Raw genomic sequence first — 19675 nt, forward strand, 5'->3', positions numbered from 1 at the left:
AATAATTCAAGTGAATTTGTTTGAAAGAAGAACTTTAAAAGCTTTATTTTCACCCGATAAAATACCCATAAAACAAGAGGAAGCTCATTTGAGCTTCCTCTTGTGAAAAATTGTGGGACAGCAATGGGAGCTAAGCTCCTCTTTCTAGACTCAGGTTTTAAAAACGCTGACCTTCAGCAACTTTCTGTTTGAGTAACTGTGGCGCTTTGAAACGTTCGCCATATTTACGTTCCAAGATTTCAGCACGATTCAAGGCTTTGGTTAAACCATACTGGTTCAAGAACTGCACAGCACCTCCCGTCCAGGCTGCAAAACCAATTCCAAAGATTGACCCGATATTCGCATCGACCACTGACTCCAGCACACCTTCTTCCAGACAGCGCACAGTATCGAGGGCTTGAACAAACAGGAAGCGGTCTATCATTTCCTGTTCAGAAATATCCACTTCTTTATACCAATGCTCCAAGCCAGACCATAGCTGCTTTTTGCCCCCTTCAGGATAGTCATAAAAACCTGCACCAGCAGCTTTGCCTTTACGGTTAAACTCATGAATCATGGTTTGAATCACGGCATCCGCATCGGTGCTTGGACGTTCTTTGCCTTGTGTAGCCAGAGCCTTACGGCTTTCTGCAGCTACATGCTCAGAAAGCGTCAGAGAGACTTCATCCTGAATAGCAAGTGGTCCGACTGGCATACCGGCTTTCAGCGCAGCCATTTCAATACGAGCTGGATGCACACCTTCGGCAAGCAAACGTAATCCTTCCTGTACAAAGGTGCCAAAGACACGGCTAGTAAAGAAGCCACGGCTGTCATTCACTACAATCGGTAGCTTGCCAATCTGCTGCACATAGTCAAATGCCTTGGCCAGTGTTTCTGCTGAAGTATTTTTCCCCTTAATGATCTCGACCAGTTGCATTTTGTCGACTGGGCTAAAGAAATGCAGACCGATAAAATTTGCCTGATTCTGAGAGGCTTGAGCTAGGTCACTGATGGGTAGAGTTGAGGTATTGGATGCCATTACACCGTTGGCTGATAAATATTGCTCTGCTTCCTGAGTAACTTTGGCTTTGAGTTCCTGATTTTCAAATACTGCTTCAATAATCAGGTCACAACCTGCTAAATCTGCCATGCTCGCAGTAGCATGGATCAGAGCTAAAATCTGGTCACGTTTTTCGGCTGTTAAGCGGCCTTGAGCCACTTTTTTATCCAGTAATTTCTGGCTATACGCTTTGCCTTTTTCTGCAGCTTCGACCGAAATATCCTTCAGCACCACCTGAATGCCTTTACTGGCAGTGACATAGGCAATACCTGCACCCATCATGCCTGCGCCCAAAATACCTACTTTAGTAGCTTTCCATGGCGCAAAGTCTTTAGGACGGCTGGCACCCGACTTGATGGCATTCATGCCATGCCAGAATGTACCGATCATGTTCTTGGAAATCTGGCCAGTGGCGAGATAGGTGAAATAACGCGACTCAATTCTCAATGCAGTATCAACATCAACCTGAGCGCCTTCAACCGCAGCGGATAAAATGGCTTCAGGAGCTGGATAGCAGCCCTTGGTTTTATCACGCAGCATCGCAGGAGCAATGGCCAGCATCTGTGCGACGGCAGGCGAAGAAGGAGAGCCTCCCGGAATTTTGTAACCTTTTACATCGAAAGGCTGTTGGGATTGCGGATGTTGTTTAATCCAGGCTATAGATTTATCTAGTAACTCATCCAGTGAGTCGGCTGTGTCATGTACCAGTCCCAAAGACTTGGCTTTTTCTACACCGGACTGTTTGCCTTCCATCAGCAAAGGTAAGGCATTTTGCAGGCCTAGCAGACGAACCATACGGACAATACCACCACCGCCTGGCAGCAAGCCTAAAGTGACTTCAGGTAAACCAAACTTGGTTTTGGCATCATTGAGGGCAATACGATGATGGGCGCATAAAGCAATTTCCCAACCACCACCGAGTGCGGTGCCATTTAAAGCTGCCACCACAGGAATGCCACGCGTTTCGATATAACGCAGTTTGGCTTTCATGTCTTCAACCATATTGAAGAATTCAGTAGCATGTTCAGGCGTCGCCTGAATTAACTCATCCAGATCACCGCCAGCAAAGAATGTCTTTTTAGCTGATCGGAAAATAATTCCGGCAATCTGTTCATCAGCCTGTAACTGAGCAACGACTTCATCCAGAGCCGTGCGAAAGTCGGCATTCATGGTATTGGCGGACTGGTTCGGAGAATCGAAGGTCAGAATGACAATATGATCTTCAGTTTTTTGATATTGAATTGCGCTCATGCTGATCTCCTTATACCAACTCAATAATAGTTGCGATGCCCATACCACCACCCACACACAGGGTGGCTAGTCCACGTTTCTTACCTTGACGTTCCAGTTCGTCCAATAAAGTGCCTAGAATCATGGCACCGGTCGCACCGAGTGGATGTCCCATGGCAATGGCACCCCCATTGACATTGACTTTGGCAGGATCAACTTTCATTTCATTGATAAAGCGCATCACCACAGCAGCGAAAGCTTCATTGACTTCAAACAGATCGATGTCATCAATGGTGAGTCCAGCTTTGGCTAAAGCCTTACGTGCAGCCGGGGCAGGGCCGGTCAGCATAATGGTTGGATCGGCACCAACCAGTGCCGTTGCCAATACCTTGGCGCGTGGCTTGAGATTTTGCTGTTGCACTGCCTGTTCGGAGGCAAGTAATACGACTGCTGCACCATCCACAATGCCTGAAGAATTACCCGCATGGTGTACATGGTTTACAAAGCCTACTTCCGGATATTTCTGTAGAGCGATAGCATCAAAGCCCATCTGGCCCATCGTTGCAAAACTTGGCTTTAATACACTTAAGCCTTCTGCAGTTGTTGTCGGTTTAATAAATTCATCTTTGTCTAGAATCACGACGCCAGCTTTATCTTTCACTGGAATAATAGATTTATTGAAATGACCATTCGCTTGGGCTGCTGCCGCTTTCTTTTGTGATTGCTCGGCGAATTGATCTACATCTGCACGACTATAACCATCAATGGTCGCGATCAGGTCAGCCCCGATGCCTTGTGGAATAAAATTGCAAGCCATATTGGTTTCAGGATCTAATGCCCACGGGCCGCCATCAGAACCCATCGGAACGCGAGACATGGATTCAACACCACCTGCAACGACCAGATCTTCCCAGCCTGAACGGACTTTTTGTGCTGCCAGATTTACAGCTTCCAGGCCTGAAGCACAGAAACGGTTGATCTGTACGCCAGCCACATCGTTGTCCCAGCCTGCGGCAATTGCAGCAGTTTTGGCAATGTCTGCACCCAGGTCCCCAATTGGTGTCACACAGCCCAGCACAATATCATCCACCTGAGATGTATCCAGGTTATGGCGTTCTTTTAGTTCATTTAAGAGCGTAGTCAGTAAACTAATTGGTTTAACTTCATGTAATGATCCGTCTTTTTTTCCCTTTCCGCGTGGCGTGCGAATGGCATCAATAATATAGGCCTCGCTCATACAATATCCTTTTCTTGCTTTACTGAAATTGTTCTAATGCTTCGAGTGTAATGATTAAATCTTGAAGTGCAATGACGAGAACGGACCAGATCATTTGAGCAATTTGGTCAGTCTTGATGGATTAAAAAGCGGGCATAAAAAAGCCCAAGTCTGGAGCTTGGGCTGGGGGCTTGTAGCGCTTAATAAACGATACTTTTCAAGTATACATTTTTAGAGCAAGGTTTTTAATGGTAACCGTGTAACTGACGGTATAGACCAGGTGTTACCCCTGTCCATTTTTTGAAAGCACGGTGGAAAGTACTAGTTTCACTAAATCCGACCTGTTGTGCCACGTCTTCCAGCGTTAAATCCGGATTAAGCAATAAGTGAATTGCGGCATCACGGCGCAGTGCATCTTTCACGCCCTGATAGCTCTTGCCTTCAGCAGCCAGACGGCGACGCAGGGTTTGCGGAGACAGGTAGAGCATCGATGCGACATCGTTCAAGGTCGGCATTTCTTCACCAATCTGGCTCTTTAATACATCACGGATCCGAGAAGTCAGCGAGTTGGTATTTTTAAATTTGACTAGAAGTTGAGCCGGAGCTGCTTTGAGGAATTCTTCCAGCGTTTCTTCATTCTGGCGAATTGGCAAATCCAGATAATCTGCTGCAAAGGTAATTTCAGTACGCGGCATATCGAACTGCATCACAGGTGCAAAGAACAGCGCATCGTATTCATCTGCATGCGCAGGGCGCGGGTAGCTGAAATGTACACGTTCCAGCGGCAGACGACGTTCAATTAACCACGATGCCAGACCATGCCAGATCATCAGCATACTTTCGGTAATAAAGTGCTCCGGATCCATCGAGTTTGGAATCAGGGGGACCAGACGCGCTTCATGCTTGTCACGTTCCAGGGTTACAGACCAGTCATCACCAAAGAGTTTGTAAAATTGTGAAGAAAGCTCGAGTGCATCGCCCAGCGTTTTGGCATGGATAATCAGCTGACACATAATCGCGAAAGTGCCCAGACGACGCGGCTGTTTGTCAAAACCGACATGTTCGTCCTGGGTCACCATCCAGAGCATCTTGATAAAACGGGTATATTGTTCAGGCGAAATACGGGCCTTCGGCTGATGCAGAAGCTCGGCTTCAATCCCAACGTGAGACAATAAAGTATCGACATCCATGCCCAGGCGCTTAACGCCGTATAAGGCTGCATTGACGAAATGGATACTGATCGTATCACGACTCATGTTTAATCCTTCAGTCTCTTTAATGTTCACTAATATTTGACCTAAATGACAAAAAATAAAAAATCAATGGCAATTTACAAGAATGCAATTACCATTTTCTTACATGTTAAATTGCCGAAACTATCAAGGTAAATGGCTGAACATGACATTGTTTTTAGGCATTTATGTTCCTATGATGAGGCAAAAAGCGATATAAATAGAGTAATAACTCCAATGTCATATGCATTAAAAGGTTTGAAAATATTAGATTTTTCTACATTATTACCCGGTCCATTTGCCACATTATATCTTGCAGACATGGGTGCAGAAGTTGTGCATATTGAATCACCCACACGTCCTGATCTGGTGCGTTTAATGCCACCTTTTGCACATGGGCAGGCCACAACGCATAATTATCTGAACCGAAACAAACATTCTGTCGCACTGGATTTAAAGAATCCTGAACATATTAAGCAGATCAAATCCCGAATTGCAGATTATGACATTGTCGTAGAACAATTTCGTCCAGGTGTGATGCAACGGCTTGGCCTGGATTATCCAACGCTCAGTGCGCTCAACCCACGCTTAATCTATTGCTCGATTACCGGTTATGGTCAGACTGGCCCTTATAAAGATCGGGCAGGGCATGACATTAACTATTTGGCTTTATCTGGGATTGCCGGACATAGTGGCCGGATCGAAAGCGGACCACCGGCAATGGGAATCCAGATTGCTGATGTCGCGGGCGGTTCTATGCATGCACTGGTTGCCATTTTGGCAGCGGTGATTGAGCGGCAGAGTAGTGGACAGGGACAATATATTGATATTTCCATGACCGATTGCGCGGCGACATTAAATAATATGGCAGCGTCTGCCAGTCTGGCGGGTAATCAGCATCAGCAGATAGAATCCGGTTACTTAAATGGCGGTACCTTTTATGACTATTATCAGACTCAGGATGATCGCTATTTATCAGTAGGCAGTCTGGAGCCTCAATTCATGCAAGGTCTGGCACAGTTGCTGGATTTGCCGATTATTCTGGAAAAAGGTGCTTCTTTTGTGCCTGGAGATCATGCTCTGGTGAAACAGGCGATTCGCGATAAAATCAGATCCCAACCTCTATCTCACTGGCAAGTCTTATTTTCTCAGGCGGATTTCTGTGTCGAACCTGTATTAAAGCTTAATGAAGCCTTGCATTCTGAGCTGGCGCAGCAACGCGAATGGGTGGTGCAGGTGCCAGTTAAAGCAGATCAGCAGAAGCAAACCGAAGCTCAACTGGCTTGCCCGATCAAGTTTTCAAGATCAACTATGCGATATCAATTTATTGGTCAGGCTTTAGGCGAAACCAAAGAGTGGTAATTGAACGACTTTCTCGTTTTGGTTTATGAAAAAAACTGCTAAAGATTTAAAAAATAAATCATTCACGTTAAAAATCAGAAGAAGCTGATCTAAAGCTTTATATCATTGAAAGTTTGCTAGGCTTATCAATAAAATCGCTATGAAATATGTATAAAAAGCATTTTATTGATAGATTCAATGTCGTTATCCTTGCCGACGATATAATAGAAACTACTAGCTGTACGCCATGTATTTATATACTGATTTCGATCAGCAACTGATTAATGAACGTGTTGCACAGTTCCGTGACCAGACGGAACGTTATTTAGCGGGCAAATTGACGGAAGATGAATACCGTCCGCTCCGCCTTCAAAATGGTCTTTATGTACAACGTTATGCGCCAATGTTGCGTATTGCGGTGCCTTATGGCCTGATGAATTCTAAACAACTTCGTAAAGTGGCTGATCTGGCGAAAGAGTATGATCGTGGCTATGCACACGTTTCAACTCGTCAGAATATCCAGTTTAACTGGCCTGCACTAGAAAACGTGCCTGATATGCTCGCTGAACTGGCAACTGTGCAAATGCATGCGATCCAGACTTCAGGGAACTGTATCCGTAATACTACCACTGACCAGTATGCAGGTGTGGTGGCAGGTGAAATTGCAGATCCACGTCCAACGTGTGAATTGATCCGTCAATGGTCAACTTTCCACCCGGAATTTGCTTTCTTACCACGTAAGTTCAAGATCGCGGTATCTGCGCTGGAAGAGATTGACCGTGCGGCAACTTCATTCCACGATATTGGTGTCTATATCGTGAAAAATGAAGCAGGCGAAATCGGCTATAAAATTAAAGTGGGCGGCGGCTTGGGCCGTACGCCAGTGATTGGTAGCTTTATTCGTGACTTCCTGCCACGTGAAGACCTGATTGCTTATCTTGAAGCAGTTTTACGTGTCTATAACCTGCACGGCCGTCGCGACAACAAATACAAAGCACGTATCAAGATTTTGGTGAAAGCATTAACACCTGAAGTCTTTGCTGAGAAAGTTGAAGCCGAATTTGCGCATACTGTTAAAACGTTAAAGATTGATGCTGAAACACTGGCGAAAATGGATGAAAACTTTACTCCATTTGATTACCAGGATTATGCAGATGAAGACTTCACTGAACTGTTTGCCCAGTATCCGAAGTTTAAGCAATGGTTCAACATCAATACCAATGCCCATAAAGTGAAAGGTTATCGTATTGTTACGATTTCACTGAAACGTGCGGGTATTGCACCAGGTGATATGACCACTGAAGAGATGAACCTGATTGCAGATCTTGCAGACAAGTACACCTTCGGTGAACTGCGTACGACTCACGAGCAAAATATTGCGCTGGTAGATGTACCACAAAAAGACCTGTTCGAATTGTGGCAGACGCTGGATCAGCATAACCTGGCTCGTGCGCATATCGGTTTCTTAACTGACATTATCTGCTGCCCAGGTGGTGACTTCTGCTCACTAGCGAATGCGAAATCCATTCCAATTTCTGAAGCGATTTCACGCCGTTTTGATGATCTGGATACCATTTACAACTTGGGTAAACTGGACCTGAACATTTCAGGTTGTATGAATGCCTGTGGTCATCACCATGTAGGTAACATCGGAATACTGGGTGTAGATAAAAAAGGCGCTGAATTCTATCAGATCACTTTAGGTGGTAATGCGGATCATGATGCCTCTATTGGTGACATTCTTGGGCCATCATTTGCTGCAGAAGTGGTGCCGGATATCGTAGAAGAAATTCTGAATACTTATCTTGACTTGCGTCAGGACGGTGAAGAGTTTATCGATACTTATCGTCGTGTCGGCATTCAACCATTCAAGGAGCGCGCATATGCTTAATACCGCACTACAAGTGCTCTCTAAAGATGGCACAATTGCAGATAACACTTACCAGTTAATTGATGAAGAGGGTGTATTGCCACAGGGTGATGTGGTTCTGACTGTAGAGCAGTTAGACCAGATTGCCAATATTTCTGGTAAAAAAGCATTGTACTTAACGGTTGATGCTTCACCTGAAACCAATGAATTCCCACTAGACCAACTTGATGCTATTTTTATTGAGTTTGCAGGTTTTAATGATGGCCGTGGTTATTCATTTGCTGCATTGCTTCGCCGTCAAGGTTTCCAAGGTGAGTTGCGTGCTACAGGTGATGTGTTTAAAGACGTGTTGAACTATATGAAGCGTTCTGGTTTCGATACCTTTGTCATTAAAGAAGGTAAAGATATTCAGGAAGCCGCTGCAGGTTTGGGTGATTTCACTAATCCGTACCAAGCTTCAACAGCAGTACCAACACCGAATTATCAAACTGGGGCTTAATTCGCCTTCAACTAAAAAAGCCTCCATCTGGAGGCTTTTTTGTATTTAAATCTTAGGGTGCACGTTCTTCAAGTAGGCAGTTAATCATCCATTGCACTTCGAATTGATCCGTAAAGGCACTATAAAGCGCACCCCAAAAGGTTTTTTCTAAAGGCATTTCGATTTGACCATTCACCGATAAAGCTTCATAGAGTCGTTTGGCTTCATCCTGTTCATTGGCACTTAAAATAATCGCAATATAGTGATTAGTACCCTTACTAAATGCTGGTGTATTTTCAGTACAGAGTTTGTCATTGATATCAGAGCCCATGAGCTCTGTGTATTCATTAATTGGAAGTGAGATATGCAAAATCAGATTTTTTTCTTCATCTGATAAATCAATTCCTTGCTGTCCAGGCGTATCTCCATAACGGGTTAGACTGGAAAATTCGCCACCAAATACCGAACGATAAAAGGTAAAGGCAGCTTCGGTTTCACCCTGAAAATTAAGATAGTGATTAAGTCGCATGCAGGCTTCCTTTTCTTGTTTTGAATCCCTTTAATTTACGCCTTGAATTGAATTTGATTGATAAAGAAGCTTTATGAAAATGTAAGTAAAAGAATTTACTTTATAGATGGATTATAAAAAATGAAATATTTATAAAATAAAAAGAGGGCTATAAAAGCCCTCTCTACGAATTGATTATAAAAGAATTAGATCAGTTCGATTGCGACCGCAGTTGCTTCACCACCGCCAATACATAGCGCAGCGATACCACGTTTACCGCCTGTACGTTTCAATGCATGAATCAAGGTCAGGATAATACGTGAACCTGTAGAACCAACCGGGTGACCGAGCGCACATGCACCACCATTGATGTTGACTTTTTCAGGATCAAGCTTGAACTCATCCATTGGGCACATGGTGACCATAGCAAACGCTTCATTGATTTCCCAAAGGTCAACTTCCTCAGCTTTCCAGCCAGTTTTATCCAGAACTTTCTGAATCGCACCCACTGGCGCAATCGTGAATTCAGATGGATGCTGGGAGTTTGAAGCATAAGCAATGATTTTAGCCAAAGGCGCTAAACCTTTAGCTGCTGCATTGTCGCTTGAAGTCAGAACAAGGGCAGAGGCACCATCTGAAATTGAGCTGGCATTTGCTGCCGTAATTGTCCCGTCTTTTGCAAAAGCAGGACGAAGAGTTGGAATCTTATCAATATTGGCATTGAAAGGTTGTTCGTCCTTATCAACTACGACATCACCTTTACGGGTGGAAACAGTGACTGGCACGATTTCATCAGCGAAGTAACCTTCATTGACTGCAGTTTGAGCACGTTTCAGTGAACGGATCGCAAACTCATCCATCTGTTCACGGGTATAGCCTTTTGTATTCGCCATATCTTGAGCAAATGAGCCCATCAGGCGACCAGTTTCGGCATCTTCCAGGCCATCCAGGAACATATGGTCCTTGATTTCACCATGACCCATACGGAAACCGCCACGCGCTTTTGGCAATACATATGGCGCATTGGTCATGGATTCCATCCCACCTGCAACCACATAAGTTGCAGAACCTGCCTTAATCATATCTGCCGCTTGCATAACTGCTTTCATGCCTGAACCACATAATTTGTTGATGGTGACGGCACCTGTAGAATCAGGCAGACCCGCTTTACGCATCGCTTGACGAGCAGGACCTTGTTTTAAACCTGCCGGGAGTACACAACCCATAATGACTTCTTCAATATCGGTTGGCTGCAAGCCTGAACGAGCAATCGCTTCTTTGATGGTGACAGCACCCAGTTCAGGTGCAGTAACGCTAGCCAAGCTGCCTTGAAAGCCGCCCATCGCTGTACGTGCGCCATTGACAATTACGATGTCAGTCATTGTTATATCTCCCTATAAGTTTTGATCATTTTTTCTCGAACCTAAGCAGTATATTGAAAAAAGTACAGGATTAAAGTCCTAATCTGGATAAATCATAGACTCTAGGGTTTTATTAACAGGATGCCAGATGTTCGATCCGGATATGTCCCATTTTATTCAAGACAATACGTTGCTGGGACGAAAGGTGAGTAGAACAATAATAAAAGCTGCCATTCGATCCAATTGGTAAAGCCGTCTGGGCTTGATAAGTTACGTTCGGCATACTTAAAGCACCTCGCCAACTCAAGTTACCGTATTTAAGATTAAGTTGTTCAATGTGTAAAATTTGTTCGTCATTGTCGACTTGACGATTACGGTTTTTATCAATAAATACCAGCAAATTTTTATTCCATTGGTTTGCTTGGCAGGTTAATGAATCTTGACTGGGACAAATCACAATATTCTGGTGAAACACAGCTGCCTGGCTGCGTGCATAACGATTGGTTGCTGTAAGTTTCATCGGAATATTTTTGGCTTCCTGCTTGGATAAATAATCATGAAAGTAAGGCAAGGCAATTGTGACCACAATTGCGATAAGGGCAATACAGATAATTAACTCAACAATAGTGAACGCTCTTGTTATCTTTTTATACATAGAGTTACCTGATTTATATATTATTTTTATTTGAAACATGCTATTAATTGTGCGTTTTTTATGCTTAATTGAGCGAGTAAGAAATGCCTTACTCAAAATTCAAAAAGGCGCTTAAAAATAAATTGGCAATGACAATAGGCGATTCACAACAAAAAATTGAGTAAAAAATTACTGAATTACAACGGAAATTGTAAGTAATTTTGTCAATAATTTACTTGATTAGATTAATCAAGCACTTGGAAAAATAATAAAGTGTTTGTATGATGCGCAGTGAATAGCTTAAAAATAACACTGGGGTAAAAAAAGCCTATCTCAGAATGGCCTATTAGAAGGCTTGAGCTTGAACAACAATTGTTATCTCTGGAGGATAAATCCATGAAAATGAGTCGTATTGCTTTAGCAATGCTTGTAGCTGCTCCTTTTGCTGCTGCAAACGCAGGCGTAACTGTTACTCCATTAATGTTAGGTTATACTTGGCAAGACACCCAACACAACAATGGCGGTAATGACGGTGAGTTATTAATTCCATCTCAAGGTGAAATGCAAGACGATTTATTCGTTGGTGCTGCGATTGGTGTTGAATTAACTCCATGGTTAGGTTTCGAAGCTGAATATAGCCAGGTTAAAGGTGATGTTGATTGGGCAGAGCCAGGTGCAGAATACAAAGGTCAGAACATTGCAGGTAACTTCTATGCAACTTCTGATGTGTTCACTGGCAACTATGACAGCAAAATCAAGCCATATGCATTGTTAGGTGCTGGTCACTACAAATATGAATTTGATGGTGTAGATCGCGGTACTCGTGGTGATGAAGAAGAAGGTACACTAGGTAATGCTGGTATCGGTGCATTCTGGCACATCAACGATGCTTTAGCTCTACGTACTGAAGCTCGTGGTACTTACCACTTTGACGAAAAATTCTGGAACTATACAGCACTTGCTGGTCTTAACGTAGTTCTAGGTGGCCGTTTGAAACCAGCTGCTGACGTTGTAGAAGTTGCTCCAGTTGAGCCAGTAGCTCCAGTAGCTCCAGCTCCACAAGAGTTGACTGAAGACCTGAACATGGAACTTCGCGTGTTCTTTGATACGAATAAATCAAACATCAAAGACCAATACAAACCAGAAATCGCGAAAGTTGCTGAGAAGCTAGTTGAATATCCAAACGCAACTGCTCGTATCGAAGGTCACACAGACAGCACTGGTCCACGTGCATTGAACGAACGTTTATCTCTAGCTCGTGCTAACTCTGTTAAATCTGCACTTGTTAACGAATACAACGTAGATGCATCTCGTTTGTCTACTCAAGGTTTCGCTTGGGATCAACCGATTGCTGACAACAACACTAAAGAAGGTCGTGCTATGAACCGTCGTGTATTCGCGACAATCACTGGTAGCCGTACTGTTCTAGCTGAACAACCAGCTGCTCAATAATTCGTTATTGAACAGTGATTAAAAAAAGCGACTCTTTGAGTCGCTTTTTTTATGGCTGTTTTTTGCATACACTTGCTGCTCGAAACTGATTTTGAGTTAAAGCATGAGCATAGAACTTCCTCAAGACTTACAAAGTCTGGAAGCTAATAGTGGTATTTATGCGATCTGGATGGTTTTTCATCATTATGGAATAGATCTGCATATTCCTGATTTAGTACAATTGACACAGCATAATGATGAGATGGGAGCTTCAAGTATTGCGCTCGCTGTTGCACTTAAAACACTAGGGCTTGATGTTGAATTTTTTACAGAAACTGATCCCGATAAACAGCCGCTTGAAATCCAGTTTTATCAAAAAGCACAAGAACTCAAAGTGTCTGTTCATGAATATCCACTTTCTTATACAGATATTCAAAAATCAGTAGATAAAGGCCGTTTTGTAATCGTGTTCTACGATACGCTGGAAGGGGTAGGGAACCATTCATTAATTTATGAAATCAATGAAAAAGAAATCAGTTTCTTTGATAGTTTTAATGCTATGTCTAAAGAAGTTTTCGAACAGCAGCGTCGAGTAAAAGGTATTTGTCAGCAAGTCATCGTGATTGATGACCGTAATTTTGTCATGCGTCATAGCTGATTTCAGAATATAAAAAAGCAGCTACTTGAGCTGCTTTTTTAATAAAGGTGAGAACTTAGTCTTTTTCAATATTCATCGGTCGAACATCCATCTCCTGATAGGAAACCAGTTTGGTTTTATATTTCCACTTATAACCTAGCCAGATCACCAGGAATAATAAAATACCGATATAAGTAGAAAGGACAGCCAACCACTCACCATCTAGGACAGCTTGATAATTTTGACCTAGAACAACAATTGAACAAAGGACGAAAGCAAACCAAGGCGCGAACGGGAAGAATTTAGCTCTATAGGCTAGACCTTCAAGTTGATAGCCTTGAGCCAGATAACCTTTACGGAAGCGGTAATGTGAGATCGCAATTCCGAGCCAGACAATGAAGCCACACATACCTGACATATTCAGCAACCAGTTAAAGACTTCCTGCTCGCCAAAGAATGTGGTCAAGAAGCATAGTGCCGCAATCGCCGTGGTCGCATACAGGGCATTCATCGGTACACCGCGTGAATCCAGATGGGCAAACAGCTTAGGCGCACTGCCTTTACGTGCCATATCGAACAGCATACGGGTCGAAGAATACATGCCTGAGTTACCTGCAGACAGAATCGCAGTCAGAATTACCGCATTCATCATACTGGCTGCAAAAGCAAAACCTGCTTTCTCATACAATAAAGTGAATGGAGAAAGGGCAATATCTTCAGTTGCAGCTGCCTGTAAGAGACGCGGATCATTATAAGCAACCAATGTACCGATAATGAAAATACATACGATATAGAACAGCAGGATTCGCCAGAAGATCTGCTTGATTGCGACAGGAATGGTTTTCTGCGGATCTTTAGATTCACCAGCCGCTACACCAACCATCTCGGTACCCTGGAACGAGAATCCGGCAATCATGGCAACACCAATCAAGGCCTGGAAACCGCCTACAAAAGGCGCTTCACCTACGCTCCAGTTTGCAAATGCCGAAACACCCGGTGTGAGCATGATCTTGGCAATCATCCAGATCCCGATGATGATAAAGGCAATAATCGCCAGTACTTTCACCAATGAGAAGAAGAATTCTGACTCACCAAAACCTTTTACTGTGAGAGCATTAATTCCAAAGATCACAGCGAGGAAGATCGCACTCCAGTAAAAGCCGGGAATATCAGGGAACCAGAATTTCATAATGAACTGTACGGCAACCAGTTCAAAGGCAACGGTAATCGCCCAGTTGTACCAGTAGTTCCAGCCTAAAGCGAAACCAAAACCACCTTCGACATATTTGGTGCCGTAGGTAAAGAATGCGCCCGAGGTCGGATTATGAGTCGCAAGTTCTCCAAGGCTGGTCATCAAGAAATAAATCATTACGCCAATCAGGGCATAGGCGAGAAGTGCGCCACCCGGGCCTGCGCTGGCAATAGTCGCACCTGAGGCCAGGAATAAACCTGTACCGATAGACCCGCCAATCGCGATCATATTGAGATGACGAGCACCAAGCTTACGCTGCAGCTGCACGCTGTTCTGAGTTTCGCTCATCATGATTCCTTAGCATTTTTTTGAGTGCTGGCGAAGAGCACTTTAAAACCTTGTTGATCAGTTTTGACTGTACATTGACCAAAACTTTGTTCAATTAAAATTGGATAATTTAAGAAACGGTTTGCCACAATCCATAATTCACCGCCAGACTTGAGATGACGACGCGAAGTCTTGCATAAAGTTTCGCTGGCCGCATAATTGGTCTGGATTCCCTGATGGAAAGGAGGATTGCTGACAATGGCATGTAAAAAGAGCGGTGCATCTTCAATACCTGACACAGCTTTAATTTCCAGCTGCTGAGGACTGAGCTGATTTTTCTCAAATGTCATTTGAGTAGAAGCCAAGGCAAAGGCATCCACGTCCAGAGCAAAAATACGGTTCTCAGGATTCAGTTTGGCTAAATAAGCACTGATCACGCCTGCACCACAGCCAAAGTCGGCAATCTTGCCTGAGGTCACCTGAGATAAATAGGGTAAGAACACCGCTGTTCCTACATCCAGATGATCCTGACTGAATACACCTGGAAGTGCACAAATCTGCAAATCACCTTTTGGTGTGGCCACTGTATAGGTCTGTGCCCAATCTGCCAACGCTTTTGCTTCGACCGTGCAGTCTAGAGTCAATTGCCACAATTGGCAATGTCGTGCGCTGTCGAGCTTGATGAGTTTACCATAAGCCTGTAGCTGCTTTGCCGCACGCTCTACGCCACCTTTCTTTTCACCGACCAGAAAGACACTGCTGCCTTGTTTTAATCGGGCTGCAATATTGTGAATCAGATAATTCAATAATTCTTTTGATTTAGGTACGAAAATAACTGCCTGATCAAATTCCTGATCAGGAAATTCTGCGCCGAAATGAACCTGAGCCTGCTGTGACTGGAAATATTGAAAATCATTATAATTCCATGTCCAAACAAAGGGCTGGATAGATTCACCACATTCAGCAAGAAGCTCATCGGTCGGGGCATTTACCAGCAATACGCGACCAGACAAATAATCATATTGTCTTAATAAAACTTCGCTTTTAGGATCCATAGATCTTTCTCCAATAGAAAAAACACTGTCCGAGTCCAACCCAGACAGTGTTCTTTGGACATGAAATTACTTCTTTACTTCAGGAAGTACAATATTCAATATGAGGGCTGCAATACCGCCTGTCGCAACACCGGAACTAAAGATGTTACGGAATAATTCAGGAAGATGTTCCAGAATCTGAGGTACCTGTGCAACGCCTAAGCCAAGTGCAAGCGAGATTGCAATGATCAGCAGGGCACGACGGTCTAAGTGAATACCAGACAGGATATTAATCCCAGATGCAGCGACTGCACCAAACATCACCATCACTGCGCCACCAAGCACAGCTTGAGGAACGGCTTGGATCACACCTGCAACAGCAGGCAGTAGGCCTAGAATCACAAGGAGTGCTGCGATCCATATCCCAACATAACGGCTAGCTACACCAGTCAATTGAATCACACCATTATTTTGTGCGAAAACTGAACTTGGGAAGGTATTAAATAAGCCTGCAAGCAGAGAGTTAGCACCATTCACTAACACACCACCTTTAATGCGATTCATCCAGGTTTGACCATCCACTGGCTGATTCGATAATTTTGATGTTGCGGTAATATCACCAATGGCTTCTAGTGAAGTCACCAGGTAAATGAATGCCATTGGAATGAATAAGCTCCATGAGAAGCTTAAACCAAAATGCATTGGGGTAGGAATCTGAACCAGAGGTGCATCTTTTAAACCATCAAAGTTGAGATGACCCATAAAGCCGGCAAGGATATAACCCACAACCAGTGCAATCAGAATTGCTGAGCTTTTTACCCAGGTAATACGCACACGGTTCAGTAAAATAATTAATGCCAGAACGGTACATGACATGATCAGGTTATCTGCATTGGCGAAAGTTTTGTCACCCATGGCTTGATAACCACCACCCATGCTGATCAGACCTTCTTTAATCAAGGTTAAACCAATCAATAGAACTACAATACCCGTTACTAGTGGAGTAATGAGTTTCTTCACCCATGGCAAAATGCGTGACACGCCCATTTCAATAAATGAACCTGCAATCACTACACCAAAGATCGAAGCCATCACCGCTTCTACCGGTGTGCCTGCAGCGACCATCGCTGAACCGATCCCGATGATTGGGCCAATAAAGTTAAAACTTGTACCCTGAACAATCAGCAAGCCTGCGCCAAAGGGACCCACTTTCTTGGATTGTAAGAAAGTTGCGATACCAGAGATCACCAAAGACATGGACAAGATCATGTTGGTGTCTTCTTTAGACACACCCAATGCCAGACAGATCAGTAAACCTGGCGTTACAATTGGGACAATAATGGCCAATAAATGCTGGAATGCGGCTAAAAATGCGATAAACGGTTTAGGACGATCTTCAAGGCCGTAGACAAGGTCAAGTTGATCTTTAGAAAGAGGGGATTGATTAAAATCAGACATGTGTCAATGCAAATTAAGGCTGGGTGGCGCTATTCTAATCGAGTTACACGTCATTACAAAAGTAATTGGAAAAAAATTGACGCTCTCTACAAACAGTCACTGTCAAAAGTTTGTATTTTTCTGTATAATTTGCCCTCAAATTTAAAACGTATCGAATTTACATGTCAGATATTAAAACTCTCCGTAACATTGCCATTATCGCGCACGTCGACCATGGTAAAACCACTCTTGTAGACAAACTTTTGCAACAATCAGGTGCTCTCGGTGATCGCGCGGGTGAGATCGAGCGTGTCATGGATTCGAACGCGTTAGAATCTGAACGTGGTATTACCATTCTTGCAAAAAACACTGCAATCAAGTGGTTAGATAAACGTACAGATACAGAATACCGTATTAACATCGTGGACACCCCGGGACACGCCGACTTTGGTGGTGAAGTTGAACGTGTAATGTCGATGGTTGACTGCGTACTGCTTCTTGTAGATTCACAAGAAGGTCCTATGCCACAAACCCGTTTCGTAACGCAAAAAGCGTTCGCGCGTGGTTTGAAACCAATCGTAATTATCAATAAAGTTGATAAACCAAGTGCGCGTCCAGACTGGGTAATCGACCAAGTATTCGACCTGTTCGACAACCTTGGCGGTACTGACGAACAGTTAGACTTCCCAGTAGTTTATGCTTCTGGTCTTCGTGGTGTTGCTGGTCCTTCTCCAGAAGAACTTGCTGACGACATGACTCCATTGTTCCAAACAATCGTAGACATCGTTGAGCCACCAGCAGTTGACGTTGACGGTCCATTCCAGATGCAAATTTCATCTTTGGACTATAACAGCTTCGTAGGTGTAATCGGTGTTGGTCGTATCCAGCGCGGTTCTGTAAAACTGAACACTCCTGTGACTGTCATCGACAAAGAAGGCAAAACTCGTAACGGCCGTATCTTGAAAATCATGGGTTACCATGGTCTAGAACGTGTTGATATTGAAGAAGCTTCTGCAGGTGATATCGTTTGTGTAACTGGTATCGATGCACTGAACATTTCAGATACAATCTGTGATCCTAAAAATGTTGAAGCGCTTCCCGCACTTTCTGTAGATGAACCGACTGTGTCTATGACTTTCCAGGTGAACAACTCTCCGTTCGCTGGTAAAGAAGGTAAATTCGTAACTTCACGTAATATCCGTGAGCGTCTTGACCGCGAATTGATCCACAACGTAGCACTTCGTGTTGAAGATACTGACAGTCCTGACCGTTTCAAAGTATCTGGTCGTGGTGAGCTTCACCTTTCTGTACTGATCGAAAACATGCGTCGTGAAGGCTTCGAACTTGGTGTATCACGTCCGCAAGTGATCATGAAAGAAATCGACGGTCAAATGCAAGAACCGTACGAAAACGTAACGTTTGACGTTGAAGAACAGCACCAAGGTTCTGTAATGGAACAAATGGGTCACCGTAAAGGCGAAATGACCAATATGGAAGTTGACGGTAAAGGCCGTATCCGTATTGAAGCAACTGTTCCTTCACGTGGCTTGATCGGTTTCCGTTCTGAATTCATGACCATGACTTCTGGTACTGGTATCATGACTTCAAGCTTCTCGCACTACGGTCCTGCTAAACAAGGTACTGTTGCGAAACGTCAAAACGGTGTACTGATTTCTATGGTTCAAGGTACTTGCCTGGGCTATGCACTGTTCACACTTCAAGACCGTGGTCGTCTGTTTGCTAAACCACAGTTAGAAGTTTATGAAGGTATGATCGTAGGTATCAACTCACGTTCTGACGACATGGTGGTTAACCCAACTAAAGCGAAACAGTTAACTAACGTACGTGCGTCTGGTACTGATGAAGCATTGACTCTTGTTCCAAACCTTGAATACACGCTAGAACAAGCGCTTGAATTCATTGAAGATGACGAGCTAGTTGAAGTAACACCTAAGTCAATCCGTATCCGTAAACGTTACCTGACTGAAAACGAACGTAAACGTAACCGTTCTAAATAAGACCGGTCACTGATACGAAAAAAGCCGCTGAATCAGTTCAGCGGCTTTTTTATTGGGTAGAAATTACATACACTTAATAAATTAGTTTTAAATAGAAATCCCTAACTAATGTATAATCCATCACAAAATTGTATAAAAATACTGGTGACTTTATGAGCATTATTCAAGAATTTAAAGAATTTGCGGTAAAAGGCAATGTCATGGATCTCGCAGTGGGTGTGATCATTGGCGGTGCTTTTGGTAAAATTATCGATTCTATGGTGAAAGATATCATCATGCCTGTCGTGAGCTGGATCTTGGGTGGTGATGTTGATTACTCTAACTGGTTTGTCGTGTTAGGCGATAATCCAAATAATGTGACCAATCTGGCTGAAGCACAGGCAGCCGGTCTGAATGTCTTTGCTTATGGTAATTTCTTGACCATTCTCATTAACTTCCTGTTATTGGCATGGGTTGTATTCTGGTTGGTGAAACTGATGAACAAACTGCGCCGTGATAAAGCAGAAGAAGCAGCGCCTGAACCTGAAGCGACTCCGGAAGATATTGCATTGTTACGTGAAATTCGTGATGAGCTAAAAAAACGTCCGGAAGCTTAAGCTTTTGGAGTAAATAAAAAAACGGCGTATAAGCGCCGTTTTTTTATTTTCTGACCTCTCCCTAACCCTCTCCTGAGAGGAGAGGGAACCCTAA

16 protein-coding genes are annotated in these 19675 nt (G+C 43.6%); 7 read left to right on the forward strand and 9 right to left on the reverse strand.

Annotation, left to right across the window (positions count from 1 at the left end; translation table 11 throughout):
* Positions 1-157: 157 nt before the first annotated feature.
* The 3 genes from FTU00_RS11185 to FTU00_RS11195 form a co-directional block, all read right to left on the reverse strand.
* A complete protein-coding gene (locus tag FTU00_RS11185) occupies positions 158-2290 on the reverse strand; it encodes a 3-hydroxyacyl-CoA dehydrogenase NAD-binding domain-containing protein (RefSeq protein ID WP_180179714.1) in 2133 nt (710 codons plus the stop codon).
* Positions 2291-2300: 10 nt separating this feature from the next.
* A complete protein-coding gene (locus FTU00_RS11190) occupies positions 2301-3506 on the reverse strand; it encodes an acetyl-CoA C-acetyltransferase (protein ID WP_180179715.1) in 1206 nt (401 codons plus the stop codon).
* 224 nt (positions 3507-3730) lie between these two features.
* Complete coding sequence (locus tag FTU00_RS11195) at positions 3731-4741, reverse strand: AraC family transcriptional regulator (protein WP_004785199.1); 1011 nt, start codon at positions 4739-4741, stop codon at positions 3731-3733.
* Positions 4742-4954: 213 nt separating this feature from the next.
* On the opposite strand from FTU00_RS11195, the gene FTU00_RS11200 reads away from it, so the two are divergent.
* From FTU00_RS11200 to FTU00_RS11210, 3 genes are all read left to right on the forward strand, one after another.
* Positions 4955-6079, forward strand: coding sequence for a CaiB/BaiF CoA-transferase family protein (locus tag FTU00_RS11200; RefSeq protein WP_180179716.1), 1125 nt, complete (start codon positions 4955-4957; stop codon positions 6077-6079).
* A 226-nt stretch (positions 6080-6305) separates the two neighbouring features.
* Positions 6306-7949 (forward strand): nitrite/sulfite reductase, encoded by a 1644-nt coding sequence (locus tag FTU00_RS11205; protein ID WP_180003868.1) that lies wholly within the window; start codon positions 6306-6308, stop codon positions 7947-7949.
* A complete protein-coding gene (locus FTU00_RS11210) occupies positions 7942-8427 on the forward strand; it encodes a DUF934 domain-containing protein (RefSeq protein WP_180012179.1) in 486 nt (161 codons plus the stop codon). Before FTU00_RS11205 ends, FTU00_RS11210 begins: the two co-directional genes overlap by 8 nt.
* Before the next feature lie 52 nt (positions 8428-8479).
* Here the strand turns inward: FTU00_RS11210 and FTU00_RS11215 are convergent, their stop codons facing one another.
* The 3 genes from FTU00_RS11215 to FTU00_RS11225 form a co-directional block, all read right to left on the reverse strand.
* A complete protein-coding gene (locus FTU00_RS11215) occupies positions 8480-8935 on the reverse strand; it encodes a VOC family protein (protein ID WP_180179717.1) in 456 nt (151 codons plus the stop codon).
* A gap of 185 nt (positions 8936-9120) precedes the next feature.
* Positions 9121-10296, reverse strand: a complete 1176-nt coding sequence (locus tag FTU00_RS11220) for an acetyl-CoA C-acyltransferase (RefSeq protein WP_180018447.1) — start codon at positions 10294-10296, stop codon at positions 9121-9123.
* Positions 10297-10408: 112 nt separating this feature from the next.
* Positions 10409-10930, reverse strand: a complete 522-nt coding sequence (locus FTU00_RS11225; RefSeq protein ID WP_180013538.1) for a GspH/FimT family pseudopilin — start codon at positions 10928-10930, stop codon at positions 10409-10411.
* Positions 10931-11305: 375 nt separating this feature from the next.
* Here FTU00_RS11225 and omp38 point away from each other — a divergent pair, with 375 nt between their 5' ends.
* Both omp38 and FTU00_RS11235 read left to right on the forward strand, forming a co-directional pair.
* A complete protein-coding gene (omp38, locus tag FTU00_RS11230; RefSeq protein ID WP_180105079.1) occupies positions 11306-12361 on the forward strand; it encodes an outer membrane protein Omp38 in 1056 nt (351 codons plus the stop codon).
* 103 nt (positions 12362-12464) lie between these two features.
* On the forward strand, positions 12465-12998 hold the full coding sequence (locus tag FTU00_RS11235) for a peptidase C39 (RefSeq protein ID WP_180179718.1): 534 nt from the start codon (positions 12465-12467) through the stop codon (positions 12996-12998).
* A 55-nt stretch (positions 12999-13053) separates the two neighbouring features.
* Here the strand turns inward: FTU00_RS11235 and FTU00_RS11240 are convergent, their stop codons facing one another.
* From FTU00_RS11240 to FTU00_RS11250, 3 genes are all read right to left on the reverse strand, one after another.
* Positions 13054-14517: an amino acid permease gene (locus FTU00_RS11240; protein ID WP_180179719.1), complete on the reverse strand. Its 1464-nt coding sequence runs from the start codon at positions 14515-14517 to the stop codon at positions 13054-13056.
* A complete protein-coding gene (locus FTU00_RS11245; RefSeq protein WP_166139128.1) occupies positions 14517-15551 on the reverse strand; it encodes a methyltransferase in 1035 nt (344 codons plus the stop codon). The genes FTU00_RS11240 and FTU00_RS11245 overlap by 1 nt, the downstream gene beginning before the upstream one ends.
* A 66-nt stretch (positions 15552-15617) precedes the next feature.
* Entirely contained in the window at positions 15618-16988 is a 1371-nt protein-coding gene (locus FTU00_RS11250) for a uracil-xanthine permease family protein (RefSeq protein WP_166139125.1), read from the reverse strand.
* Between the two features lie 161 nt (positions 16989-17149).
* Here FTU00_RS11250 and typA point away from each other — a divergent pair, with 161 nt between their 5' ends.
* Both typA and mscL read left to right on the forward strand, forming a co-directional pair.
* Positions 17150-18985, forward strand: coding sequence for a translational GTPase TypA (gene typA / locus FTU00_RS11255; RefSeq protein WP_004785176.1), 1836 nt, complete (start codon positions 17150-17152; stop codon positions 18983-18985).
* A gap of 152 nt (positions 18986-19137) precedes the next feature.
* On the forward strand, positions 19138-19581 hold the full coding sequence (gene mscL, locus FTU00_RS11260) for a large conductance mechanosensitive channel protein MscL (protein ID WP_159123684.1): 444 nt from the start codon (positions 19138-19140) through the stop codon (positions 19579-19581).
* Positions 19582-19675 lie beyond the last annotated feature (94 nt).

It is taken from the genome of Acinetobacter sp. YH12041 (assembly GCF_013419975.1).
Classification (GTDB): Bacteria; Pseudomonadota; Gammaproteobacteria; order Pseudomonadales; family Moraxellaceae; genus Acinetobacter.